Genomic DNA, 22876 nt, shown 5'->3' on the forward strand with positions numbered 1-22876 from the left:
AATCCCGTGCCTCCTCGCACCGTCCGGGCCGTCACCATGTCCGGTGGTCACCTGCGCGGCTAGGGGGCGGCACTCTGGACCGGCCGCTGGGCCGAAGCGGACGCCGCGCGTTCTCCCGCCGTCGGCGACAGCGCGACGAAGGCCGAGGTCAGGAAGAGATAGGAGCCGAGGCCGACGGCGAGGGGGAAGATGAACTGCATCGCCGTGGCCCCGGGCAGGGCCTGTGCGGAGGGCGTGACGTGCACGCCCACCGCGAACATCCCGGTGTAGTGCATGCTGCTGACGGCCGCGCCCATGATCAGGGAGGCGATGGTGACCGCCACGGGCGACTTGATGTTGAGGGCCGCCCACAGGGCCGCCGTCGCCGCGACGACGGCGATCAGGACGGAGAGCCCGACCAGCAGCGGGTCGTAGGTCACGTCGCCGTGCAGCCGGACGGCCGCCATGCCCAGGTAGTGCATGCTGGCGACGCCGAGGCCGGTGGTGAGCCCGCCGACGAACAGGGCCCGGCCGCGGTCGCTGCCGTAGCCGACGGCGAAGACGCCCGCGCAGACGACGACCATGGCGACGAGCAGGCTCAGCAGGGTGAGCGGCACGTCGTAGCGGATGTCGGTACCGGCGACGCCGAAGCCGAGCATCGCCACGAAGTGCATGGTCCAGATGCCGGTGCCGATCGCCGAGGCGGCGGTGACGAGCCAGTTGCGGCGCGAGCGCCCGGTGGTGGCGAGTGCGCGGACGGTGCAGCGCAGACCGAGCGCGGCGCCTATGCAGGCCATCACGTACGACAGTGCGGGGGTCAGCCACCCCAGGGCTGCGTGGTCCAGGTGTCCCATGGCCTCGGGACGGTAGACCCGGCCAGGGCGCGCGAACGGGGCGCAGTTCGAAAGGTGTTGGAATATGGCGCAAGGATGTACTGGAACGATCGGGTCACGCTCGAACATGTGCACTGAGGTGTCCACCCTGCCGGTGAGGCGTCAGCCGCGCAGGTGCGGAATCATGCAGGACATGAGCGACGAGCAGACGCGTGTCCAGGAGTTCTTCACCGCCCGCGCCGCCGACTGGGACAGCCGGTTCCCCGACGACGGTCCGGCCTACGCCGCCGCGGTCGCCGAGCTCGGACTGCGGGCGGGTGACCGGGTGCTCGACGCGGGGTGCGGCACCGGCCGCGCCCTGCCGCCGCTGCGCGCCGCCGTGGGGGCCTCGGGGGTGGTCCTGGGGGCCGACCTCACCCCCGCCATGCTGCGGGAGGCCGTGCGGGCCGGCCGGGACCATGACGGGCAGTTGCTGCTCACGGACGTCGCCGCGCTGCCCCTGCGCTCACGGTCGCTGGACGCCGTGTTCGGGGCGGGCCTCATCTCGCACCTCGAAAGCCCGGCGGAAAACCTTGGGGAACTCGCGCGCGTGGTACGCCCCAGTGGTGTGCTGGCGCTGTTCCACCCGATCGGCAGGGCGGCTCTGGCAGCACGCCACGGCCGCTCGATCACCCCGGACGACCTGCGCGCCGAGCCCAACCTCCGTCCGCTGCTGGCGGGTTCCGGGTGGCGCCTGACGTCCTACGTCGACGAGGACTCCCGCTTCCTGGCGCTCGCCGTGCGCGAGGACTGAGGCGCCGCGTCACCCGGCCTCGGCGTCCGCAGCCGCGTGCCGCACGGGGCAGCCCCGCACGCCCGGGACCGGGCGGGTGCCCAGGTCGGCGATCCGGTAGCCGTACGGGTAGCCCTTGATCTCCCAGTTCTGGCGCGCGAAGTGCGGAGCGCGCCGGGGCGGCAGCAGGCGGACGGCGCGGCCCCGCAGCCGCACGGCTCGACGCACCCACGCGCGCGTGGTGGCATGCGGCGGGTCATAGCGGAAGGTGCGCAGCAGCGAGTCGTCGAGCAGGGCGAGGGTCGTGGTGCGCAGCAGGGGTGCGAGCGGACCGGGGTACCAGGAGGCCATCAGGTCGAGTGTGGCGTCCGAGACGCGCCGGGCGTCCGCGTCCCAGGCGAAGTGGGCGGCCTCATAGGTGTCGAGGCAGGTCTCGAACTCCTCATAGGTCTCGGGGATGTCCTTGATCCCCATGTGCCGGCCCAGGGTGCGGTAGTGGACGGCGCTCGCGACGGTCTCGTGGCGTGACATCCTGCGCCAGCCATAGGCGTCGATCCACCGTTTGGGCATCACGACGAAGGTGCACAGCACATAGCGCATGTCGTCGTCGCTGATGTCGTAGCTGCGGTGCATCTGGTTGATGCGGCGGACCGCGGTCCTGCCCTCGTCGGTGCCGAAGCCGTGCTCGACGATGGCGTCCAGGAGCAGCGAGGTGTCGTCGTAGCGCTTCTGCGTCCGGTCCGTGAGCTCCGCCGTGCGCGCCAGCAGCCGCCCGATGCTCGGCACGGCGTAGGTGCGGTACAGGGCCAGCTCCAGAGCGCGTGTGAAGTCCCAGGGGAACTCGTACGCCACGCTGAGCCGGTAGATCTCGGTGGCCTCCTCGTACGGGTCCATCCGCCGGATCTGTTCGAGCCGCGAGAAGCGCTTCACCGTGCCGTCCCCCTTCTGCCGCAGGTTCTCCAACTTTACGTTGGTGGCGAGGAGATGAATGATCGGGCACGTCAGGTGCGCAGGGGGAAGGTGGTCAGCATGTGGGGCAGGTTCCGCAAAGCCGGGGGAAGGGTCGCCGATGTCTTGCGAACGGAGCCGAAGGCGGGCGAGGACAAGCGTCCGCACAATCTTTTCGAGGCCGCGGCGACCTATGTCACGGCCTGCGCCGGGGACGACCAGGAGCGGGCTGACGAGGCGGCGGGCTGGGTGTCGCCGGAGGCTCTGTCGTTCGGCGTGAACGAGCTGGCCTGCCGCGCCGTGATCGCGCTCGCCCGGGAACGCGGCGAGTCGCCGGAGACCGTGGCCCGCGACTTGCTGGGGCTGCCGGCGGCCTGATGCGCACCGCACGGAGGGCCGATTCGCCCCGTCCGCCGGAAAACTGCAGGTCCGCGTGCGCATGCGAGGCCGTGACAAGGGGCTTGCGGGCGCACTAGGGTGCGCGCCGGTGGACGAACCGATGGGGAGGCTGGGATGGCCGGGACGGACGAGGAAGCCGTCGCCGCCGAGGACGATGCGCTCTATGTGCTGACGGCGGTGCTGCTGACGCCGGCGAAGTTCCCGAGCGTGCTGGGCGACGACTATCCCGAGGCATGCGCGGCGCTCGGCCTCGCACCCCTCGCCGACGGGTACGGCCTGGTGCTCGGCCAGGACGGTGAGGGCGCCCGGTGGACGGTGGCCATCGACGATGTCTCGCTGGTGGCCGTCGCGATCGCGTCCTGGGACTGCGGCATGGAGTACGAGCTGTCGCCCGACGAGCGCACGGTCGTCGCGGCCCTGCCCGGCTGGCCTCTCGCGGTCGCCGTCGCGGCCCCCGGGGTGCCCGCGCCGCACGATCCGGACCCGGAGGCCGACGACCGGCCCCCGCTGGCTCCACCGGACACCTCCGTGTGGGGCCCGGCCCAGCGGCGCCTGGGCGCCGACGAGATCGCGCTGCAGTGGGCGACGTGGCGGGAGCAGATCGACGACGCGGAGTTCCCGACGGGGGCGGCCGCGGGGACGGCCTCAGGCGACGGGGGCGGCGCGGACGGCGGTCCGGACGGAAGCGAGGAGAGCGGGCTGAAGGGCGGCCACAGCGGCATCCGGCGCGTGCTCGCGGAGGCCCGCGCCTATATCGACTCGCCGCCGCCGCTGGGCCGGGTCCGGTCGTCCTTCGCGTCGGGTGACGCCCGGACCCTGCGGGCCGACGGTCCGGGCTGGTCGCTCGTCGCCAGGACCGACGACATCGCCTTCGTGCTGCTCGACGAGGAACCCGGCGAGGTCCTGCCGGTGGGCCGGGGGCCGGAACTGCCTGGTCTCCTCGAGGCACTGGACAAAATGGCCGTACGGCCGAACTGAGCCCGGTTCGGCCGTACCGAGCCGGTCCTCATGGGCTGCTGCGGTGCGGGCCGGGCGGCGCCGGGTCAGCGCCTCAGCGGCCGATCTCCTTGCGGGTGGCGCGGCGCAGCCTGCGGCGCTGCGACGGGTCCAGCGTGAGGTACGCGACGGCCGGGACTCCCAGGATGATCAAGAGCGATGCCCACCAGGGCAGCCAGATCAGCAGGATGAGCCCGACCGCCACACCGCCCGCGGCGATCTTGGCGTTCTTCGACATGTCTGTCGCCTCCTTCGCGGCCTGTGCCGCTCTCTGTCCCGAAAACGGACCCGCGTTCACGACGGTTCCGGACCGCGACCCTGAGACATCCCTGAGGTGCACCCCTGACGCACCCCTGAGACCTCTATGGTGACCCAGCTCACAGCCCAGCCATACCCATGCGTGCCGGAAGTGCTGTACTCTCGGCGACTCGGCTCTCACTAGTCAAATTTGAGGAATCAGCCATATCCGAGCATCCGACTCACCCGGCACCCTCCTCCGACCCCTCCGAACTGACCTTCTGCCGCACCGTGTTCCTGCCCGGAGACCCCGCCCGCACCGGGAGTGTCGCCTTCTGGCGGCCCGACGGCGCCGCCCCTCCGCTGGTGGCATCCGCGTCCGCCGCCGACCTGACCGTCGTCGTGCCGCATGACGGCGGGGTCGAGCAAGCGAGCGTGCCCGCCGTCCTGGTCCCGGTGCGCACGGCCCTTCCGGTCCTCGCGCGTGCGCGTGCCGGCGGGCAGGGGCACCGCTCCACCGTCTTCTGGGGCGCGGCGGCCCTGCACGCCCTGCGCCTCGTGGCGCGCGGGTTGCTGCTGCCCGGGCTGTCCCCGGGCGACCACGACGCCTGGCGCGCGGGCCCGCTGAGCGCCGAGGACGCCGAGGACCTGCGCCGCCTCGCCGCCGCGATGCCGCCCGAGGCGCACGCCGCGCCCCTGGCAGGCGCCGGGCCGCTGCGGCTGCCCGAACCGGACCAGCTCCTGCGCGCCTTCCTCGACGCCGTCGCCGACACCCTGCCCCGCTCCCCCGCCGCGCCGCTGGTGACGGGCGGTCCCGCCTACGCGTCGCCGGAGCCGGTGCGGCTGCCCGAGCAGCGCGCCTGGGCCGCCGATGTCGCCGCGGGGCACGACGCGGGTGTACGCCTGTCGCTGCGGATCGAGGCGGACGGCCTGACGGGCACGGCGGACGACGGCACGGACGTGACGTTCCGGGCCGTGCTGCAGGTGCACAGCGTCAGCGATCCGGCGCTCGTCGCGGACGCCGCGGACGTCTGGGCCGGCACCGGGGGCGAGGCCTTCGGCCCGCGCGCGCGGATGGACGCACTGCTCGCCCTGCGCCGGGCGGCCCGGGCCTGGGCCCCGCTCACCCCGCTGCTGTCGGCGACCGTGCCGGACGCGGCCGAACTGGCCGACGAGGAGGTCACCGAGCTGCTCGGGGCGGGCGCCCTCGCGCTGAGCGCGGCCGGGGTGGACGTGCACTGGCCGAAGGGGCTGTCCCGTGAGCTCAGCATGCACGCGGACGTGGGGCCTTCCGACGGCGGGCCGGAATCCGGCAAGACCTTCGCGGCCGTGCCCTCGTTCCTGTCCGCCGACGCGCTGCTCGCCTTCACGTGGTCGTTCGCCCTGGGTGACAGACGGCTGGACCGTGAGGAGCTGGACCGCCTGGCCGAGGCGAAGCGCCCGGTGGTACGGCTGCGCGACCAGTGGGTCCTGATCGACCCTCAGGAGGCGCGCCTGGCTCGCTCCCGGCAGGACCGCAAGGTGACTCCGGTGGACGCCCTGGGCGCGGCCCTGACGGGCTGGGCGGAGGTGGACGGCCGCCGGGTCGAAGTGCGGCCCACCGGATGGCTGGCGGCCCTTCGGGAGCGGCTCGCGGACCCCGAGGCCCAGCAGCCCGTGGAGCAGCCGCCCGCCCTGGCCGCCACCCTGCGGGACTACCAGCGGCGAGGACTGAACTGGCTCGCCGTTATGACATCACTGGGCCTGGGCTGCTGTCTCGCCGACGACATGGGCCTCGGCAAGACGATCACCCTGATCGCCCTGCACCTGCACCGGCAGTCGGACGCCGCGTCCGCCGGACCGACCCTGGTGGTCTGCCCGACGTCCCTGATGGGCAACTGGCAGCGGGAGATCGAACGGTTCGCTCCCGGCACACCCGTGCGGCGCTTCCACGGGGCGCGGCGGGCCCTGGACGGCCTGGCGGACGGGGAGTTCGTGCTCACCACGTACGGCACGATGCGCCTGGACGCGCGCCGGCTCGCCGGGGTGCCGTGGGGGATGCTCGTGGCGGACGAGGCCCAGCACGTGAAGAACCCGTACTCCTCGACCGCGCGGGAGCTGCGTTCCATCGGCGCACGCGCGCGTGTGGCGCTCACCGGCACCCCGGTGGAGAACAACCTGTCGGAGCTGTGGGCGATCCTCGACTGGACGACCCCGGGGCTGCTGGGCCGGCTCGGCACCTTCCGCAGGCGGTACGCGGAAGCCGTCGAGGGCGGTCAGGACCCGGCGGCGGCCGACCGGCTGGCCCGGCTCGTACGGCCGTTCCTGCTGCGCCGCCGCAAGTCGGACCCGGGGATCGCGCCCGAGCTGCCGCCGAAGACGGAGACCGATCACACCGTGTCGCTCACCGAGGAGCAGGCGGCGCTGTACGAAGCCGTGGTGCGCGAGGCGCTCGCGGAGATCTCCGGCGCCGGCAGCATGGCGCGGCGAGGCCTGATCGTGAAGCTGCTGACCGGGCTCAAGCAGATCTGCAACCACCCGGCGCAGTACCTCAAGGAGGAGCGGCCCGTGATCTCCGGGCGCTCCGGGAAGCTGGAGCTGCTCGACGAACTGCTCGGCACGATCCTCGCCGAGCGGGCGGGCGTGCTGGTGTTCACGCAGTACGTGCAGATGGCCCGCCTCCTCGAACGGCACCTCGCCGCCCGCGGCACACCCTCGCAGTTCCTGCACGGCGGGACGCCCGTCGCCGAGCGCGAGGCCATGGTGCGGCGCTTCCAGGACGGCGAGGTGCCGGTGTTCCTGCTGTCGTTGAAGGCGGCGGGCACGGGGCTGAACCTCACCCGGGCCGAGCATGTCGTGCACTACGACCGCTGGTGGAACCCGGCCGTCGAGGCGCAGGCGACCGACCGCGCGTACCGCATCGGCCAGACCCGGCCCGTGCAGGTGCACCGGATCGTCGCGGAGGGAACCATCGAGGACCGCATCGCCGAACTGCTGCTGCGCAAGCGGGAGCTGGCGGACGCGGTCCTGGGCGCCGGCGAGGCGGCGCTCACGGAACTGACGGACGCGGAACTGGCGGATCTGGTCGAACTGCGAGGGGGCCTGCGATGACTCGGCACGACGGCGACATGGAACGCACCTTCGCCGCACTGCCGCCCGCGCACGGGCGGGGCTTCGCGCAGACGTGGTGGGGCCAGGCCTGGCTGAAGGCCCTGGAGGGCACGGCGCTGGACTCGGCGCAGCTCAAGACGGGCCGCCGGCTCGCCCGCGCGGGCGCCGTCGGCGCGGTGTCGGTGCGTCCGGGGCGGCTGACGGCCGTCGTCCAGGACCGCGACGGTTCGGCGCACCGGGCCGACGTGCTGCTGGCGGAGCTCCCGCCCGGGCAGTGGGACCGCTTCCTGGACATGACGGCGGAACGGGCCGGTCATGTGGCGGCGCTGCTGGACCGGGAGATGCCGCCGGACCTGGTCGAGGACGCGGCCGACGCGGGCGTCGAACTGCTGCCGGGTCTGGGCGACCTGGAGCCGGAGTGCGACTGCGAAGCGTGGGACCACTGCGGGCACACGGCGGCGCTCTGCTACCAGGTGGCACGGCTGCTGGACCAGGACCCGTTCGTGCTGCTGCTGATGCGCGGACGTGACGAAACCACCCTGCTGGAGGACCTGCAGGCGCGCAGCGGGGCCTCCGCGGCGAGCTCCTCCGGGCAGGAGGGCGTGGACGCGGCCGAGGCGTACGCCGCCGGTGACATCCTGCCGCCGCTGCCGGGCCTGCCCGAACTCCCCGGTGAACCCGGCCTTCCGCCGTCCCTGGACACCGAGACACCCCCCGCCCCCGGCATCGACCCGGCCGCTCTGGCGTTCCTGGCCGAGCGGACCGCCGTGGGGGCCCACCGCCTGCTCGCGGAGGCGCTCCGGGGCACCGCCCACGAGGAGTTGACGGCGGCGCAGGACGCGGTCCGGCTGGCCGCGGGTGATCCCGGCCGGGAGATGAACGACCGGCTCGCAGAAGGGTCGGGACGCGGCCGTGAGGGGCTGGCGACGGCCGTGCGCGCCTGGCGTCACGGCGGGGCCGCCGCGCTCTCCGTCCTGGACGAGGAGTGGCGTGTGGAGGGCGAGACGCTCGCACGCGCGCGTGCCGCCCTGGAGTCGGCCTGGGACACCGCTGAACGGCCGGAGCTGCGGCCGCGGGGCAACCGGTGGACGGTCGCCGGCGCGCCGGTCCAGCTGCGCTTCGGCCGCGACGGCCGCTGGTGGCCCTACCGCAAGGAACGCGGGCGCTGGCTGCCCGTGGCGGGCCCGGCCCAGGATCCGGCGACGGCCCTGGCCTCCGCGACCGCCCCGGAGTCGGCGGAACCCGCCCCCTCGGAAGGGAACCCCCTGTGACACTCCAGTGGTACGGCCCGGACGTCCTCGCCGTCGCCGACGAGCTCACCGAGGCGTACGCCGAGGTCTTCACGGCCCCGCCCTGGGAGCCCCGGGACTTCGAGGAGACGCGGGTGGAGTTCCGCGAGCGGCTGGAGACGGATGTGCGCCGTCCGGGTTTCCGGGCGGTGCTGGCGCTGTCGGAGGGCGGCGGGGTGGACGGATTCGCCACCGGCTGGACCACCCAGGCGCCCTTCCGCACCGACCGCGCCTACGGGAAGGTCACCCGGCGGCTCGGTGCCGAGCGGGTGAACGAGCTCCTTGTCGGCCGCTTCGAGATCGACGAACTGGGCGTGCGCTCCCGGGCTCGCGGTACGGGTCTGGGGCGGCGGTTGCTGTCCGCTCTCAGCTCCGGCGCACCCGGCGGCCGGGCCTGGTTGATGACCTGGAACGGTGCCCCGGACGCACTGGCCTTCTACCGCCGGGCGGGGTGGCGGGAGCCCGAACCTCTGCCGGGTGAGGAGACGGACATGGTGGTGTTCGTCGCTCCGGACCGGCCGGACGGCGAGGCCCCCGGCTTCGGCGCGCAGGCCTCCGTGCACTGGCTCGGCGGCGCCCAGGCGTCGGGGAACTGACTCCCCGGCGCCGAGGGGTCACGACATCAACTCACCGGCGTCACGGCACCAACTCGCCGGCGTCCAAGGACGGCAGGAGCGATTCGAAGCCGCTCGGCAGATCGCTGGGCAGATCGCTCGGAAGCCGGGTCGGGAAGCCCGACGGCAGCCGGGTCGGCAGCCCGCTCGGCAGCCCGGAGGGCAGCTCGGTCGGGATGCCGAAGGACGGCGCGGGAGTGCGGCTCGTGCTCCCGTCGGACGGCTTCTCGTCCGGCGAGTCGCCCCTGCCCGAGGCCATCAGCACCACGAGGGACACGGCTGCGACGGCCGCGAGCACGGCGAGCAGGATCAGCAGCGGACTCCGGCGCCTGGGAGGCCGGGGCGGATGCGGCGGTACGGGCGGCAGGGCCATACCGACAGAGTCGCCATACACCGCTCAGACCGGGAGGGGCGCACGGAAGCTGATACGGACTCATGGCATGGATCGCATGATTCCGCGGCATCACGGGCACGTCGGCCGGCCGGCACCACCGGCCGACGTGCCCGCACGCGCGCGTGGACTCAGCCACGTGCCCCCAGCAGGTGGTCCATCGCCAGCTGGTCCAGGTGCTCGAAGGCCATGCCGCGCGCGGCAGCCGCCTCCACGTCGAACGCCTCGAACGCGGACCGGTCCGCGAGCAGGGCCTGGAGGCCGTCCGCGGCGGTGGGCTGGGCCAGCTCGTCGAGACGGGCCGCGCGCAGGGCTTCCTGGACCTCCGGGTCGGCTCGGAAGGCGGCGGCGCGCTCCTTGAGGATGAGGTAGTTGCGCATGCAGCCGGCCGCCGAGGCCCACACGCCGTCGAGGTCCTCGGTGCGCGGCGGCTTGAAGTCGAAGTGGCGCGGACCGCTGTAGCCGGCCGACTCCAGCAGGTCGACCAGCCAGAACGCGGCGCGCAGGTCACCGGCGCCGAAGCGCAGGTCCTGGTCGTACTTGATGCCGGACTGGCCGTTGAGGTCGATGTGGAACAGCTTGCCCGCCCACAGCGCCTGGGCGATGCCGTGCGGGAAGTTCAGCCCGGCCATCTGCTCGTGCCCGACCTCGGGGTTGACGCCGTACAGCTCCGGCCGCTCCAGGCGCTCGATGAAGGCCAGGGCGTGGCCGACGGTGGGCAGCAGGATGTCACCGCGCGGCTCGTTGGGCTTGGGCTCGATGGCGAAGCGCAGGTCGTAGCCCTGGGAGGTGACGTACTCGCCGAGCAGGTCGAAGGCCTCCTTCATCCGGTCCAGGGCCGCGCGGACGTCCTTGGCGGCACCGGACTCGGCACCCTCCCGGCCGCCCCAGGCCACGTACACCCGGGCGCCGAGCTCGGCGGCGAGGTCGATGTTGCGGATGGTCTTGCGCAGGGCGTAGCGGCGCACGTCGCGGTCGTTGGCGGTGAACGCGCCGTCCTTGAAGACCGGGTGCGTGAAGAGGTTGGTGGTGGCCATCGGGACCTTCATGCCCGTGGCGTCCAGCGCCTGCCGGAAGCGCTTGATGTGCGCCTCGCGCTCGGTGTCGCCCGAGCCGAACGGGATCAGGTCGTCGTCGTGGAAGGTCACGCCGTGGGCGCCCAGCTCGGCCAGCCGCTGCACCGTCTCGACCGGGTCGAGGGCACGCCGCGTGGCGTCGCCGAAGGGATCCCGTCCCTGCCAGCCGACGGTCCACAGTCCGAAGGTGAACCTGTCCTCGGGGGTGGGCTGGAAGCTCATGCCGCGGCTCCTTGCTCGCTGAGGCTATTTCGTCATGCCGATTTACAAATTAGTATGCGGGCACCTCTCTGGGAAGAGACCAGGTGACTCCGAACGGAGACACGTGCCGCGCGCAGTAGGGAGAAGCCCGATGTCAGCAGCCGAGGGTCCGCTCGTCGTCGGTGTGGACTCGTCCACCCAGTCCACCAAGGCGCTGGTCGTCGACGCGTCCACCGGCCGGGTGGTCGCGAGCGGCCAGGCGCCGCACACGGTCTCCTCGGGGGCGGGGCGCGAGACCGATCCGCGCCAGTGGTGGGACGCGCTGTGCGAGGCCCTGCGCCAGTGCGGTGACGCGGCGCACGAGGCCGCCGCCGTGTCGGTCGGCGGACAGCAGCACGGTCTCGTCACCCTGGACGGCCGGGGCGAGCCGGTGCGGCCCGCCCTGCTGTGGAACGACGTGCGTTCGGCGCCGCAGGCCCGCCGGCTGACCGAGGAGCTGGGCGGCGCGAAGTTCTGGGCCGACCGCACCGGAAGCGTGCCCGCGGCCTCGTTCACGGTCACGAAGTGGGCGTGGCTCGCCGAGCGCGAGCCGGAGGCGGTGCGTGCCACGAAGGCCGTGCGCCTCCCCCACGACTACCTCACCGAGCGGCTCACCGGGCAGGGCACGACCGACCGCGGCGACGTCTCCGGTACGGGCTGGTGGGCCTCCGGGACGGAGGCGTACGACGAGGAGATCCTCGCGCACGTGGGTCTCGACCCGGCCATGCTGCCGCGCGTGGTCCGGCCCGGCGAGGTGGCGGGTACGGTGCGCGACGGCCACGACCTGCCGTTCTCCCGAGGCACCCTGGTCGCGCCCGGCACGGGCGACAACGCCGCCGCCGCGCTGGGCCTCGGGGTGCGGCCGGGCGTGCCGGTGATGAGCCTCGGCACCTCGGGCACGGTGTACGCGGTGTCCCGGCGGCGGCCCGCCGACCCGAGCGGCACGGTGGCGGGATTCGCCGACGCCCGCGGCGACTGGCTGCCGCTGGCCTGCACCCTGAACTGCACGCTCGCCGTCGACCGTGTCGCGGCGCTGCTGGGCCTGGACCGCGAGGCAGTGGAGCCCGGCACGGCCGTGACGCTGCTGCCCTTCCTGGACGGTGAGCGCACCCCGAACCTGCCCCACGCCTCCGGCCTGCTGCACGGTCTGCGCCACGACACGACCCCCGGCCAGTTGCTCCAGGCCGCCTACGACGGTGCCGTGCACTCCCTGCTCGGCGCGCTCAACCTGGTCCTCGACGAGGACGCCGACCCCTCGGAGCCCCTGCTGCTGATCGGCGGCGGCGCCCGCGGCACCGCCTGGCAGCAGACCGTGCGGCGGCTGTCGGGGCGTGCCGTGCAGGTGCCCGAGGCCAGGGAGCTGGTCGCGCTCGGCGCCGCCGCGCAGGCGGCCGGGCTGCTCACCGGGGAGGACCCGGCGGCGGTCGCGCGACGCTGGGGCACGGCGGCCGGGCCGGTGCTCGACGCCGTCGAGCGGGACGAGGAGACGCTGGCCAGGATCGCCGGGGTACTCTCCGACGCGGCTCCGCTGCTGGAGCGGCCCACGGACACCCACTGAGGACTGGCGTCAGGCATGACCGCACCGCTGCACGAGGCCCGGCCCTCCGGACCAGGACGCGCGCTGCCCGACACCCAGCAGGGCATGCGCCGCCGCAACCTCGCCCGTGTCCTGCACACCGTCCGCGCGCAGGGGCCGTTGTCCCGGGCCGCCGTCGCCTCACGGATCGGCCTGACCCGGGCGGCGGTCTCGACGCTCGTCGACGAGCTCATCCGCTCGGGGCTCCTCGAAGAACTGGGGCCGGAGCGGCCCGGCCGGGTGGGCCGGCCCGGCTCCGCGCTCGCCGTCAGCGGACGCGGGCCGGCAGGCATCGGCGCGGAGGTCGGCGTCGACCATCTCGCGGTGTGCGCAGTCGACCTGCGCGGCACGACCCGGGCGCGGACGATACGGCAGGGAGCGAACCGCGACCGCTCCCCCCAGCCCGTGCTCGCGGAACTCACCGAGCTGATCCGGCAGGTCGTCGCCGAGGCGGAGGGCGAGGGCCTGTGGCCGGCCGGACTCGCCGTGGCCGTGCCGGGGCTGGTGGCGCGCGACGCCCGGACCGTCGTGCGCGCCCCGAACCTCGGCTGGCACGACACGGACCTCGGCATCCTGCTGCCGGCGGGCCTGCCGCTGACGGTGGACAACGAGGCCAACTTCGGCGCCCTCGCCGAACTCTGGCTGGGCGAGGACACACCTCGCGACTTCCTGCACGTCTCGGCGGAGATCGGTATCGGTGCGGCGGTCGTGGTGGACGGCGGGCTGCTGCGCGGAACCCGCGGTTTCGCGGGCGAGTTGGGGCATGTGCCGGTCCGGCCGGACGGGCCGGAGTGCGCCTGCGGCGGCCGGGGCTGTCTGGAGCAGTACGCGGGTGAGGAGGCCGTGCTGCGTGCGGCCGGTCTGGAACCCGACGAGGACCGGGTCGGGCTGCTCGCGGGGCGCGCCGCGCAGGGCGACGAGAACGTGCGCCGTGCCCTGCGCGACGCGGGTACGGCGCTCGGTGTGGCCCTCACCGGGGCGGTCAACCTGCTGGACCCGGAGAGCGTGGTCCTGGGCGGGGAACTGTCCGGTCTGGCGCCCTGGTTGCTGCCCTCGCTGCGGGACGAGCTGGCGCGGCGTACGGCGGGTCCGGTCTGCCCCGTGTCCGTGTCCCGGCTGGGACCTGAGGGCCCGCTGCTGGGGGCCGCGCACTCGGTGGTCCGGGCGGTGCTGGACGATCCGGCGGCCGTCGCCGGGCGGGCCTGAAACGGGCCGCCGCCCACGGTCACCGGTGGGGTCCGGTCCGCGCTCCTCCGTCCTCATCCTTCCGCCCCCGTCACCCGCTCGGGTGAGGGAGTTGTCCACAGTCGCGGCCCCGTCCACCGCATTCTCCTGACCGGCCGGCAGGCGCCGTAACTTGATCACGCGGGCCACGGCCGCAAAGGCCGCCGCTCCGCGCAGTTGAGCGAGTGACACCCTCCCGCCGAGCCCGGAAGGCACACAGTCATGGAACGAAACATGGAACGGAACGGGGTACGGAGCATGCAGCGGAACGCGGAACGGATGACGGAACGGACCATCCCGTGCCCCAGCCGGCGAGGCATCCTCGCGGGCGCCGCCCTCACCGCCGTCCCCGCCGTCCTGCTCTCCGGCACCCGGGCCGATGCCCGGCCCCGGACCGTCGACCACCCCGGAGCCGCCTGGCACCCGGCCAGCCGCAGGAACTACACACCGTCGAACCGCCCGCGCGCCCACCCACTGCACTACGTGATCATCCACGTGGCGCAGACGACCTACGCCGGCACCCTGTCCGTCTTCCGGAACCCCAGGACGAAGGTGTCCGCCCACTACGTGGTGCGCTCCTCCGACGGGCATGTCGCGCAGTGCGTACGGGACTCCGACATCGCCTGGCATGCGGGGAACTGGGACTACAACACCCGCAGCATCGGCATCGAGCACGAGGGCTGGGTGGACCGGCCCGGGTACTTCACCGACGCGATGTACGAGCGGTCGGCCCGGCTCACGGCGGCGATCTGCGAGAGGCACGGAATCCCGAGGAACCGGGCGCACATCATCGGCCATCACGAGGTACCGGGCAGCGACCACACCGACCCGGGCCGGCACTGGGACTGGAAGCGTTACCTCAGACTCGTCAGATCCGCCTGAGAGCCAGGTCGGAGCCCCCGCCGTCCACCTCACGTCCCGGTTACAAATCGCTCAACCCCTGGTTGCGGACCGGTGAGCAGGCGACGATGGGGCCATGACTCTGGCCCAGCGCGCCATGGAGCGCCTGCAGGCCTGGCCCGACCTCACGGCGGGCCCGGCGAGTTGCGGTACCGGAAAGGCGCTCCGTTCCGTCCGTGACGAGATCGTTCACTTCCACTCCTCACGGGACGTGGACCTCCACCTCACTCGCCGGGCCATCCAGCGCATCCATGCCGACCTCGCCGGTTCGAGCGCGATCCACCTGCTGCCCGGATCGGGCTGGGCGACGATCCACCTCGACTGCGAGGCGGACGTCGACCTGCTGCTGAGCCTGGTGAGCATCGCCCTCAAGGCCCATCAGGCACCCCCCGCCGATGACGACGGGCGGCGGCCCGCCGGGTGCAACTTCCGCCGGGTCACGGTGCTGCCGCGTGACGCCGTGGCGGGCGGTTGACCTTGGCGGAGGAACCGGAGGCGGTCAACGCCGAGGCTTGGGACGCGTACGGGGCGCACCATCTGCGACGGGGCACGGCGGTGCCCGAAGCGGCAGACCTCGACTGGGCGTTCGAGGGCGGCGGGCCGGGGAGCGAGGTGCTCGGGGAGCTGACGGGCCGGCGGGTGCTGGACCTCGGGTGCGGTACGGCCCGGCACGCCGCCCACCTGGTCCGGTCCCACGGCGCGCTGGTGGACGCGGTCGACGCCTCGGCCGGGCAGTATGAGCGGGCCCGGGCCCGCCACGGCTCACTGCCCGGGCTGCGGCTGGTCCTGGGCGACGCCGTGGAGCATCTGCGTGAGGCGGAGCCGTACGACGTGGTCTACTCCGTCAACGCCGTCCCGTACATCGACCCGCACCGGCTGCTGCCCGCCCTCGCCGGGGCGCTGAGGCCGGGTGGACGGCTCTGTTTCACGGTGCTGCACAGCAACAGCCGGGGTGACGGGCCGTCGGACCGGGTCGCTGCCCGGCCCGAGGTCCTGCGGCTGGCGGGTGGCGGTGAGGTCACCGTTCAGATGTGGGTGCTCACGCCGGAGCTCTGGACGGCGCTGCTCACCGAGTACGGGCTCCGTGTGGAGGGGATCGACGTCCTCGACACACCGGAGGACGGCAACAAGGCCTCCTACCGGCTCTTCCGGGTGATCCGGCCCGTCAAGGTCTCCTCTCGGCCGCGTGTCGACAAGGCGCCGCCGGCGCACGCAGCGATCGGGGTGGGTGCCGTCCTGTACGGTCCGCGCGGGCTGCTTCTGGGCCGGCACCGGCGCGGGACGTGGGAGCTGCCGGGCGGGACGGTGGAGCCCGGCGAGTCGTTGCGGGAGACGGTCGTGCGGGAGCTGGGCGAGGAGACGGGGCTCGCGGCGCGGCCGGAGGACGTCCGGCTGCTCGGGACGCTCCTGGACGACGCGGGCGGTGTCGTCCGGGTGACCGTGCCCGCCCTGGTCACCGGCTGGCGGGGCGAGCCGTCGGACCAGCCCGGGGAGAGCGTGGGCCGCTGGCGCTGGTTCGCTCTGGACCGGCTGCCGGAGCAGCTGTTCGTGTGCAGCGCGCAGGCCCTCACCGCCTGGCGCCCCGGTCTCCCGATCGACCACACGCCCGCGCGTTTCACGCCGTACGCCACCGGATCGGGCGACAACTGAAGCACCCAGAGGGGTGCGATTTTTCAGCCGTTCCCGCGTAGGGGGCGCTCAGTCACCCTGCCGGCCCCCGCGGTCTGGTGCACTGCCCCTGAGAGTCCCGACAGTTGACGAGGCATCAGGGGGCACGGTGGCAGGTCGCAGGCGACGGGGTGCGGGCAGAGCGGTTCTGGCGTTTCTCACGGCGTTCGGCGCGCTGACCGGTGCGTCCCTGGCGGGGGCGGCTCCGGCCGGCGCCGTCCAGAAGGGCGTACGGGTCGCCCCGGGCGTGAGGTACGAGGAGTTCGACATCAAGGCGGCCAAGGGGGTGACGCACGCCCATGTACTGAGGGTCGACCTGGGCCACCCGAAGGTACGGGTCGATCTGCTGTACCCGGGGGCGGTGGCCGCACGGGGGCGGGTCTCGGCGATGGCGAACAGCCAGGGCGCGGTGGCCGGTGTCAACGGTGACTTCTTCAACATCACCGAGACGCAGCATCCGGGTGTCGAGGCGACCGGCGCGAGTGTGGGTCCGGCGATCGCGGCCGGGCGGACGCTCAAGGCGGCCGTGCCGAACGGCCAGCGTTTCGGGCCGGCGCTGCCGCCCGGCACGACCACCGAGGACGTGTTCGGCGTCGGTACGGACAGGCGGGCGCGGCTGGACCGGCTGACGCTCAGGGGTTCGGTCCGGACGGCCGAGGCGCAGCTGCCTCTCGGCGGGCTCAACCAGTACGCGCTGCCGGTGGGTTCGGTCGGTGCGTTCACCTCAGAGTGGGGCAGCGTCTCCCGGGTGCGCGCCACCTGTGGCACGGACACCGACCGTGCCGCTCCGTGCAGCACGGACACCTACGAGGTGACGGTCCGCGACGGCAAGGTCGTCTCGGCCGCCGACACCCCGGGCAGCGGTCCCATCGCCGCGGGGACCACCGTGCTGGTCGGCCGGGAGGCGGGCGCCCAGCAGCTGCGCAAGTTCTCCACCGGTGAACCGGTCGAGGTCGAGCACGGCCTCGTGGCCGCGGCGGACGGTGTCGCCTGCCGGCTCGCCGTCGGCGGCTACCCGGTGCTCTCCGGCGGGCAGCCGCTGCCGGGGCTCGACGACACGACGTCGGCCGTCCGTACCGCCGTGGGGATCGCCGACGGCGGGCGGCGGGTGCTGCTGCTCGCACTGGACGGCGCCGCCGCCTACCGCAGCGGCCTGACGATCGCCGAAGTCGCCGGAACCATGCGGAAGCTGGGCGCGGAGGACGCCTTCAGCCTGGACGGCGGCGGGTCGTCGACCCTGGTCGCACGGCAGCCGGGCGCGAGCGCGGTGTCCGTGCGCAACCACCCCAGCGGCGGGGCCGAACGCCCCGTCCCGAACGGTATCGGCGTGTTCTCGAGGTGACGTCAGGGCCGCAGTCCGCTGACGATCTCGGCCGTCGCCGTGATGCCGCTGTGGATGGTGGGCGCGATGCTGGTGCCGGCCAGATAGAAGCCGAGCAGCAGGCAGACCAGCGCGTGGGAGACCTTCAGCCCGCCGTTGCGCAGGAAGATCACCGCAAGGATCACGAGCAGCAGCACCACAGAGATGGAAATGGCCATCGTCAACTCCTCCGCCACGCCGCCATGTCCGGTTCACGGCGTTCGGCCGCAAGTGTGGCGTAGCGGAGGGTTCGTCCGGGCGGCTGAGCTGTCCGCCGAACGTGTGGTGTCCTGGCGCCCTAGACCGCCCGCCGAGCGTCGAGGAACGCCTCCAGTCCGGCGAGGTCGTCAGTGTTGAGGTGGTCGACGCCGGCGGCGAGCAGTTCGCCCCAGAGCGCGTCGCGGGCGGGCCCGGGCAGATCCGGGGTCGCCCAGAACCGCACTTTCTGCCCGCGCTTGTGGGCGGCCCTGGTGATGCCCCGCAGCTTGTGCCGCTCGGCGTCCGGAAAGGCGCCGACACCCTGCCAGGTGAAGTTGAGTGTCCAGTTGTCGCTGATCAGCGGGATGAAGGAGGCCGGGGCCGGGCTGCCGAGGTCGGCGAGGCGGCCGTCGTAGAAGGCGCGCCGGACGGTCTGGGCCTCCATCGGCGCGCGGGCCGCGCGGTCACCGGAGATCACGGCGGTGACCGGGCCGCGGCGGACGCGGCCGTGGACGTACGTCGTGAACAGGTGCCGGTAGCGCCTGAGGTGGCGGTCGAGTTCGCGGTACGTCGAGGAGCCCTCGGTCTTGATGTCGATGAGCAGTTGCAGCGAGCCCCGGTAACCCCGGTACACCGTGCCGTGGTTGGCGCGGACGCGGGCGGCGAGCGGGTCGAGGTAGAGGGACTCCAGGGTGCGGGAGGGGTCGAGGTCCTGCGGGTCGTGGGCGACGAGGAGCTGGTCGCCCACGAGGTGGATGTCGGCCTCGACGCTGCCGAAGCGGTGGTCGAGGGCGTCGAGCAGCGGGCGCGGGTGCTCGTAGTCGTTGTGGGCGTGGGCACGCCACAACGGGCGGGGCCCGTGCGTGCGTTCGCCGGCCGGTACGGGGGCGGCGGGGAGGGCGATCGAGCCCGCGAGGGCCGCGCCGAGGGTGGTGAGGGCCGTGCGACGGGTGGTGAGGGCCATGCTCTGCCTCCCTGGAGATGCCGTACGGGGAACCCTGCGAGTATGGGGTCCCGACGGCTCAAGGAGCAGGCCTGTGAACGGAGTTGGCCGGACCGCCGCCACGCGTTCACTTCAGTGGACCGGGCGTGCGGAAAGGCCCGCCCCTGGTGGGACGGGCCTTTCCGGGATATCCCCGGCCGTTCGGCGGCGTCGGCCGGATGGGCGTCAGGGCGCCCGGAGGTCGGCCAGCGCGGCCAGTGCCTCCCGGTGGGCGCCCGCCGTGCCGTAGGCGATCGAGTCGGCCTTGGCGCGCTTGAGGTAGAGATGCACGGGGTGCTCCCACGTCATGCCGATGCCGCCGTGCAGTTGCAGGGCTGCCTCGGCGGCGTGCACGGCCACGGGTGCCGCGTAGGCCTGGGCGACGGTGACGGCCATGTCCACGTCGTCGCCGTTCGCCAGGGCGTCGGCGGCGTTGCGGGCGGCCGCACGGGTGTTGACGACCTCCAGCCACAGCTGGGCCAGCCGGTGCTTGATCGCCTGGAAGCCGCCGACGGGCCGGTTGAACTGCTTGCGTTCCTTCAGGTAGCGGACGGTCTCCGTGAGCGTCCACTCGGCCAGCCCGAACTGCTCGGAGGCGAGCAGCCCGGCGCCGGCGCGCAGGGCTCGGCGTACGGCGGGTTCGGCGTCGCCCAGCAGCCGGCCCGGCACTCCGTCGAGGGTGACGGTCGCGAGCGGCCGGGTCAGGTCCAGGGAGGTCTGGGGCGTGACGGTCGCGGTGGTGGCGTCGACGGCGTACAGACCGCCGTCGTCGGCCGGCACGAGCAGCACGTCGGCCACGGCCGCGTCCGCGATGCCGGTCAGTTCGCCGTGCAGCAGCCCGTCCTCGTGCCGGACGACCCGGTACGCGGCGCCCGGCGCGACGTTGAGGGCGACCGCGAGGGCGCCGATCGTCGTGCCGGTCGCGAGGTCGCGCAGGAGGTCGTCGGTGCCGCAGGCCAGCAGGGCCTCGGTGGCCACGACCGCGCTAGTCAGGTACGGCACGGGTGCGACCGCGCGACCCAGTTCCTCCAGCACGACGGCGGCTTCGCGGTGCGTGGCGCCCTGGCCGTCGAGTTCCTCGGGCACCAGCAGGCCGGCGAGGCCCATGCCGTCGGTGAGGGCCTTCCACAGGGCCAGGTGGTGCGGGGTGCCCGATTCGGTGCGGGCGATGACGCCGGGGGCGTCGCAGTGGTCGGTGAGCAGGTCGCGGACGGCGGCGCGCAGCGCCTCTTCCTCTTCCGAGTACAACAGGTCGCTCATCGGGCGAGGTCCTTCCAGGCGACGTCCTTGTCGGTGCGTGGCTCGGGGGGCAGGCCGAGGACGCGCTCGGCGACGATGTTCAGCAGGACCTCGCTGGTCCCGCCCTCGATGCTGTTGCCCTTGGAGCGCAGGTAGCGGTAGCCCGCCTCACGGCCGGTGAAGTCGACCAGCTCCGGGCGCCGCATGGTCCAGTCGTCGTACAGCAGGCCCTCCTCGCCGAGGAGTTCCACCTCCAGGCCGCTGATCTCCTGGTTGAGGCGGGCGAAGGCCAGCTTCATGCCGGCGCCCTCGGGGCCGGGCTGGCCCGCGACGAGCTGCTGGCGCAGCCGCTCGGCGGTGAGGCGGGAGACCTCGGACTCCACCCACAGCTTCAGCAGCCGCTGGTGCAGGTCGTGGGTGCGCAGTTCGGGCCGCTCACGCCAGGTCTTGGAGACTGGGCCGATCATGCCGCCCTCGCGGGGCAGCCGCATGCCGCCGATGGCCACGCGCTCGTTGTTGAGCGTGGTCTGGGCGACCTTCCAGCCGTCGCCGATCTCGCCGAGACGGCGTGCGTCGGGGATGCGGACGCCCGTGAGGAACACCTCGTTGAACTCGGCCTCGCCGGTGACCTGCCGCAGCGGCCGCACCTCGACGCCCGGGTCGGTCATGTCGCACACGAAGTACGTGATGCCCCGGTGCTTGGGCACGTCCGGGTCGGTGCGGGCGATCAGGATCGCCCAGCGGGCCACATGGGCGCTGGACGTCCACACCTTCTGCCCGTTGACGACCCAATCATCACCTTCGCGCACGGCCCGGGTGCCCAGGGCGGCGAGGTCGGATCCGGCGCCCGGCTCGCTGAACAGCTGGCACCAGACCTCCTCTCCCGTCCACAGCGGCCTGAGGAACCGCCGCTTCTGCTCCTCGGTGCCGTACTGGAGGATCGTCGGCGCGGCCATGCCGAGGCCGATGCCGATGCGCCGCGGGTCGTTGTCGGGCGCCCCGGCGGCCTCCAGCTCGGCGTCCACGACGGCCTGGAGGGAGCGGGGAACGCCGAGTCCGCCGAGGCCCTCCGGATAGTGCACCCAAGCGAGTCCGGCGTCGAAGCGGGCCCGCAGGAAGTCCAGGCGGTCGGTGGAGGCCGGCGGGTGGGAGGCCAGCAACTCCCGGGTGCGGCTGCGCAGTTCCTCGGCGCCGGTCATGCTGCCTCCTCCATGACGACCGCGATCCGGCCGGTGGTCAGGCCGTCCGCCACCTTCTGCACGGCGCCGGCCGCGCCGCCGAGCGGCACGCGCTCGCTCACCAGCGGCTTGATCGCGCCCCGGGCGGCCAGGTCGGTGAGCTGCTCGTGGCAGTGCTGGACCAGCTTGGGGTTCTTGGTGTTGTACAGGCCCCAGTGCAGGCCGAGGATCGAGTAGTTCTTCACCAGGGCGTGGTTCAGGGCCGGGCTGGGGATGGTGCCGCCGGCGAAGCCGACGACCACGATGCGCCCCTCGAAGGCGACGACCTTGGCGGACTGCGTGTAGGCCTCGCCGCCGACCGGGTCGTAGATCACGTCGGCGCCCCGGCCGCCGGTGGCCTCCTTGACGGCCGCGACGACGTCCTCGGAGCGGCGGTCGATCACGACGTCACAGCCCAGTTCGCGGGCGACGGCCGCCTTCCCGGAGCCGCCGACGACACCGATGACGGTGGCGCCGGCGGCCTTCCCGAGCTGCACGGCCGCGCTGCCGACCCCTCCAGCGGCAGCGTGGACGAGCAGGGTCTCGCCGGCCTCCAGACCGGCCCGGCGGTGCAGACCGAACCAGCCGGTCTGGTAGCCGATGTGCAGGGCCGCGGCCTCGGCGTCGTCCAGGGCGTCCGGCGCGGGCAGCAGCGCGGCGGCGTCCGCGACGGCGTACTCGGCGAAGCCGCCGTGCGGCAGCGCCGGGTTGGCGATCACCCGGCGGCCGTCCTCGGTCTCGCCGCAGATCTCCACCCCCGGCGTGAACGGCAACGGCGGCCTGACCTGGTATTGACCGCGGCAGAGCAGGGCGTCCGGGAAGTTGATGTTGGCCGCACGCACCTTCAGCAGGACCTGGCCGTCACCGGGGGTGGGCGGTTCCACGTCCTGGAGCCGCATCACCTCGCCCGGCTCGCCGTTCTCGTGCACTTGCCATGCCTGCATGCGGGGCCTCCACGGGGGACTGCTGTGTCTGACCGGGGTCGGTTCGCATACTAAGCGGTCGCTTGCCCATCAGGGAACAGTCTCCGGGCAAAGTCCCACGCAGAGGTTCGAGCGGCGCGTCACGCACCCTTGGGCCGGGCCCGCACGTGCATCCGCTCGCCCTGTGGCCCGAACAGGCTGAGGAACTCCACCGGCCCCTCCCCCGTCGACCCGAACCAGTGCGGTACCCGGGTGTCGAACTCGGCGGCCTCCCCCGCCGTGAGCACCACGTCGTGCTCGCCCAGCACCAGGCGCAGCTTCCCGGACAGCACGTACAGCCACTCGTAGCCCTCGTGCGTGCGGGGATCGGGCTCCTGGCTGCGCTTCGGTTCGAGGACCTTGAAGGCCTGCAGGCCGCCGGGCTGGCGGGTGAGCGGCCAGTGGGTACGGCCGCCCATCACGATCGGCTTGGACCGCACGCGCGGATCGCCGGCCGGCGGGGCGCCGACCAGCTCGTCCAGCGCCACCTGGTGGGCGCGCGCGATCGGCAGCAGCAGTTCCAGACTGGGTTTACGCAGTCCGGACTCCAGCCGCGAGAGGGTGCTGACGGAGATGCCGGTGGTCTCGGAGAGCGCCGCCAGGGTCACCTCCCGGTCCTTGCGCATCTGCCGCAGCCGGGGGCCAACGCCCGCGAGTACCTCGTCCGTCGTCATGGCCGTATTGCA

The 22876-nt window shown here is 73.4% G+C and carries 23 protein-coding genes; 12 read left to right on the forward strand and 11 right to left on the reverse strand.

Features of this window, described 5'->3' with window-relative positions; all coding sequences use genetic code 11:
* Positions 1–59 precede the first annotated feature (59 nt).
* Positions 60–833: an MHYT domain-containing protein gene (locus tag HNR57_RS23885; protein ID WP_184562665.1), complete on the reverse strand. Its 774-nt coding sequence runs from the start codon at positions 831–833 to the stop codon at positions 60–62.
* Between the two features lie 172 nt (positions 834–1005).
* Between HNR57_RS23885 and HNR57_RS23890 the strand changes: the two genes are divergently transcribed.
* Positions 1006–1605, forward strand: coding sequence for a class I SAM-dependent methyltransferase (locus tag HNR57_RS23890; protein ID WP_184562667.1), 600 nt, complete (start codon positions 1006–1008; stop codon positions 1603–1605).
* A 9-nt stretch (positions 1606–1614) separates the two neighbouring features.
* On the opposite strand, the gene HNR57_RS23895 is transcribed toward HNR57_RS23890, so the two are convergent.
* Positions 1615–2514, reverse strand: coding sequence for an oxygenase MpaB family protein (locus HNR57_RS23895; protein ID WP_184563008.1), 900 nt, complete (start codon positions 2512–2514; stop codon positions 1615–1617).
* A gap of 99 nt (positions 2515–2613) precedes the next feature.
* Between HNR57_RS23895 and HNR57_RS23900 the strand changes: the two genes are divergently transcribed.
* Positions 2614–2910, forward strand: a complete 297-nt coding sequence (locus tag HNR57_RS23900) for a hypothetical protein (protein WP_184562669.1) — start codon at positions 2614–2616, stop codon at positions 2908–2910.
* A gap of 135 nt (positions 2911–3045) precedes the next feature.
* Complete coding sequence (locus HNR57_RS23905; RefSeq protein ID WP_184562671.1) at positions 3046–3909, forward strand: hypothetical protein; 864 nt, start codon at positions 3046–3048, stop codon at positions 3907–3909.
* Between the two features lie 73 nt (positions 3910–3982).
* On the opposite strand, the gene HNR57_RS23910 is transcribed toward HNR57_RS23905, so the two are convergent.
* A complete protein-coding gene (locus HNR57_RS23910) occupies positions 3983–4165 on the reverse strand; it encodes a tail-anchor membrane protein (RefSeq protein WP_184562673.1) in 183 nt (60 codons plus the stop codon).
* A 158-nt stretch (positions 4166–4323) separates the two neighbouring features.
* Here HNR57_RS23910 and HNR57_RS23915 point away from each other — a divergent pair, with 158 nt between their 5' ends.
* From HNR57_RS23915 to HNR57_RS23925, 3 genes are read left to right on the forward strand one after another with little or no spacing between them, the layout of a single operon-like run.
* A complete protein-coding gene (locus HNR57_RS23915; RefSeq protein ID WP_246554866.1) occupies positions 4324–7254 on the forward strand; it encodes an SCO1167/SCO6262 family helicase in 2931 nt (976 codons plus the stop codon).
* Positions 7251–8525, forward strand: a complete 1275-nt coding sequence (locus tag HNR57_RS23920) for an SWF or SNF family helicase (RefSeq protein ID WP_184562675.1) — start codon at positions 7251–7253, stop codon at positions 8523–8525. Before HNR57_RS23915 ends, HNR57_RS23920 begins: the two co-directional genes overlap by 4 nt.
* Positions 8522–9139 carry a GNAT family N-acetyltransferase gene (locus tag HNR57_RS23925; RefSeq protein WP_184562677.1) on the forward strand — a complete coding sequence of 206 codons (618 nt, stop codon included), beginning with the start codon at positions 8522–8524 and terminating at the stop codon, positions 9137–9139. Before HNR57_RS23920 ends, HNR57_RS23925 begins: the two co-directional genes overlap by 4 nt.
* Before the next feature lie 40 nt (positions 9140–9179).
* Here the strand turns inward: HNR57_RS23925 and HNR57_RS23930 are convergent, their stop codons facing one another.
* Both HNR57_RS23930 and xylA read right to left on the reverse strand, forming a co-directional pair.
* Positions 9180–9530 (reverse strand): hypothetical protein, encoded by a 351-nt coding sequence (locus tag HNR57_RS23930; RefSeq protein ID WP_184562679.1) that lies wholly within the window; start codon positions 9528–9530, stop codon positions 9180–9182.
* Positions 9531–9679: 149 nt separating this feature from the next.
* Positions 9680–10846, reverse strand: a complete 1167-nt coding sequence (xylA, locus tag HNR57_RS23935) for a xylose isomerase (protein ID WP_184562681.1) — start codon at positions 10844–10846, stop codon at positions 9680–9682.
* A 130-nt stretch (positions 10847–10976) separates the two neighbouring features.
* On the opposite strand from xylA, the gene xylB reads away from it, so the two are divergent.
* The 6 genes from xylB to HNR57_RS23965 all read left to right on the forward strand — a co-directional run bounded on the left by xylB (position 10977) and on the right by HNR57_RS23965 (position 17574).
* On the forward strand, positions 10977–12422 hold the full coding sequence (gene xylB / locus HNR57_RS23940; protein ID WP_184562683.1) for a xylulokinase: 1446 nt from the start codon (positions 10977–10979) through the stop codon (positions 12420–12422).
* A gap of 15 nt (positions 12423–12437) precedes the next feature.
* Positions 12438–13646 carry an ROK family transcriptional regulator gene (locus HNR57_RS23945; protein ID WP_184562685.1) on the forward strand — a complete coding sequence of 403 codons (1209 nt, stop codon included), beginning with the start codon at positions 12438–12440 and terminating at the stop codon, positions 13644–13646.
* A 297-nt stretch (positions 13647–13943) separates the two neighbouring features.
* On the forward strand, positions 13944–14546 hold the full coding sequence (locus HNR57_RS23950; RefSeq protein ID WP_246554867.1) for an N-acetylmuramoyl-L-alanine amidase: 603 nt from the start codon (positions 13944–13946) through the stop codon (positions 14544–14546).
* Positions 14547–14640: 94 nt separating this feature from the next.
* A complete protein-coding gene (locus tag HNR57_RS23955) occupies positions 14641–15039 on the forward strand; it encodes a luciferase domain-containing protein (RefSeq protein ID WP_184562687.1) in 399 nt (132 codons plus the stop codon).
* 2 nt (positions 15040–15041) lie between these two features.
* Entirely contained in the window at positions 15042–16214 is a 1173-nt protein-coding gene (locus HNR57_RS23960) for a bifunctional class I SAM-dependent methyltransferase/NUDIX hydrolase (protein WP_184562689.1), read from the forward strand.
* 127 nt (positions 16215–16341) lie between these two features.
* Positions 16342–17574 carry a phosphodiester glycosidase family protein gene (locus HNR57_RS23965; RefSeq protein WP_184562691.1) on the forward strand — a complete coding sequence of 411 codons (1233 nt, stop codon included), beginning with the start codon at positions 16342–16344 and terminating at the stop codon, positions 17572–17574.
* 2 nt (positions 17575–17576) lie between these two features.
* Here HNR57_RS23965 and HNR57_RS23970 read toward each other — a convergent pair whose 3' ends face one another.
* From HNR57_RS23970 to HNR57_RS23995, 6 genes are all read right to left on the reverse strand, one after another.
* Positions 17577–17771 carry a hypothetical protein gene (locus HNR57_RS23970; RefSeq protein WP_102912059.1) on the reverse strand — a complete coding sequence of 65 codons (195 nt, stop codon included), beginning with the start codon at positions 17769–17771 and terminating at the stop codon, positions 17577–17579.
* Between the two features lie 119 nt (positions 17772–17890).
* Entirely contained in the window at positions 17891–18754 is an 864-nt protein-coding gene (locus tag HNR57_RS23975; RefSeq protein WP_184562693.1) for a phosphatidylinositol-specific phospholipase C/glycerophosphodiester phosphodiesterase family protein, read from the reverse strand.
* 204 nt (positions 18755–18958) lie between these two features.
* On the reverse strand, positions 18959–20032 hold the full coding sequence (locus HNR57_RS23980; RefSeq protein ID WP_184562695.1) for an acyl-CoA dehydrogenase family protein: 1074 nt from the start codon (positions 20030–20032) through the stop codon (positions 18959–18961).
* Complete coding sequence (locus tag HNR57_RS23985; RefSeq protein ID WP_184562697.1) at positions 20029–21210, reverse strand: acyl-CoA dehydrogenase family protein; 1182 nt, start codon at positions 21208–21210, stop codon at positions 20029–20031. The genes HNR57_RS23980 and HNR57_RS23985 overlap by 4 nt, the downstream gene beginning before the upstream one ends.
* Positions 21207–22172, reverse strand: coding sequence for an NADPH:quinone oxidoreductase family protein (locus HNR57_RS23990; protein WP_184562699.1), 966 nt, complete (start codon positions 22170–22172; stop codon positions 21207–21209). Before HNR57_RS23990 ends, HNR57_RS23985 begins: the two co-directional genes overlap by 4 nt.
* Positions 22173–22291: 119 nt before the next feature.
* Complete coding sequence (locus HNR57_RS23995) at positions 22292–22864, reverse strand: helix-turn-helix domain-containing protein (RefSeq protein ID WP_184562701.1); 573 nt, start codon at positions 22862–22864, stop codon at positions 22292–22294.
* Positions 22865–22876 lie beyond the last annotated feature (12 nt).

The organism is Streptomyces paradoxus (assembly GCF_014202475.1).
Taxonomy (GTDB): domain Bacteria; phylum Actinomycetota; class Actinomycetes; order Streptomycetales; family Streptomycetaceae; genus Streptomyces; species Streptomyces paradoxus.

Coding starts and splice junctions, on each gene's coding strand:
- HNR57_RS23885 (WP_184562665.1), bottom strand. CDS start 833: ATGGGACACCTGGACCACGCAGCCCTGGGGTGGCTGACCCCCGCACTG.
- HNR57_RS23890 (WP_184562667.1), top strand. CDS start 1,006: ATGAGCGACGAGCAGACGCGTGTCCAGGAGTTCTTCACCGCCCGCGCC.
- HNR57_RS23900 (WP_184562669.1), top strand. CDS start 2,614: ATGTGGGGCAGGTTCCGCAAAGCCGGGGGAAGGGTCGCCGATGTCTTG.
- HNR57_RS23905 (WP_184562671.1), top strand. CDS start 3,046: ATGGCCGGGACGGACGAGGAAGCCGTCGCCGCCGAGGACGATGCGCTC.
- HNR57_RS23910 (WP_184562673.1), bottom strand. CDS start 4,165: ATGTCGAAGAACGCCAAGATCGCCGCGGGCGGTGTGGCGGTCGGGCTC.
- HNR57_RS23915 (WP_246554866.1), top strand. CDS start 4,324: ATGCGTGCCGGAAGTGCTGTACTCTCGGCGACTCGGCTCTCACTAGTC.
- HNR57_RS23920 (WP_184562675.1), top strand. CDS start 7,251: ATGACTCGGCACGACGGCGACATGGAACGCACCTTCGCCGCACTGCCG.
- HNR57_RS23930 (WP_184562679.1), bottom strand. CDS start 9,530: ATGGCCCTGCCGCCCGTACCGCCGCATCCGCCCCGGCCTCCCAGGCGC.
- xylA (WP_184562681.1), bottom strand. CDS start 10,846: ATGAGCTTCCAGCCCACCCCCGAGGACAGGTTCACCTTCGGACTGTGG.
- xylB (WP_184562683.1), top strand. CDS start 10,977: ATGTCAGCAGCCGAGGGTCCGCTCGTCGTCGGTGTGGACTCGTCCACC.
- HNR57_RS23945 (WP_184562685.1), top strand. CDS start 12,438: ATGACCGCACCGCTGCACGAGGCCCGGCCCTCCGGACCAGGACGCGCG.
- HNR57_RS23950 (WP_246554867.1), top strand. CDS start 13,944: ATGACGGAACGGACCATCCCGTGCCCCAGCCGGCGAGGCATCCTCGCG.
- HNR57_RS23955 (WP_184562687.1), top strand. CDS start 14,641: ATGACTCTGGCCCAGCGCGCCATGGAGCGCCTGCAGGCCTGGCCCGAC.
- HNR57_RS23970 (WP_102912059.1), bottom strand. CDS start 17,771: ATGGCCATTTCCATCTCTGTGGTGCTGCTGCTCGTGATCCTTGCGGTG.
- HNR57_RS23975 (WP_184562693.1), bottom strand. CDS start 18,754: ATGGCCCTCACCACCCGTCGCACGGCCCTCACCACCCTCGGCGCGGCC.
- HNR57_RS23980 (WP_184562695.1), bottom strand. CDS start 20,032: ATGAGCGACCTGTTGTACTCGGAAGAGGAAGAGGCGCTGCGCGCCGCC.
- HNR57_RS23985 (WP_184562697.1), bottom strand. CDS start 21,210: ATGACCGGCGCCGAGGAACTGCGCAGCCGCACCCGGGAGTTGCTGGCC.
- HNR57_RS23990 (WP_184562699.1), bottom strand. CDS start 22,172: ATGCAGGCATGGCAAGTGCACGAGAACGGCGAGCCGGGCGAGGTGATG.
- HNR57_RS23995 (WP_184562701.1), bottom strand. CDS start 22,864: ATGACGACGGACGAGGTACTCGCGGGCGTTGGCCCCCGGCTGCGGCAG.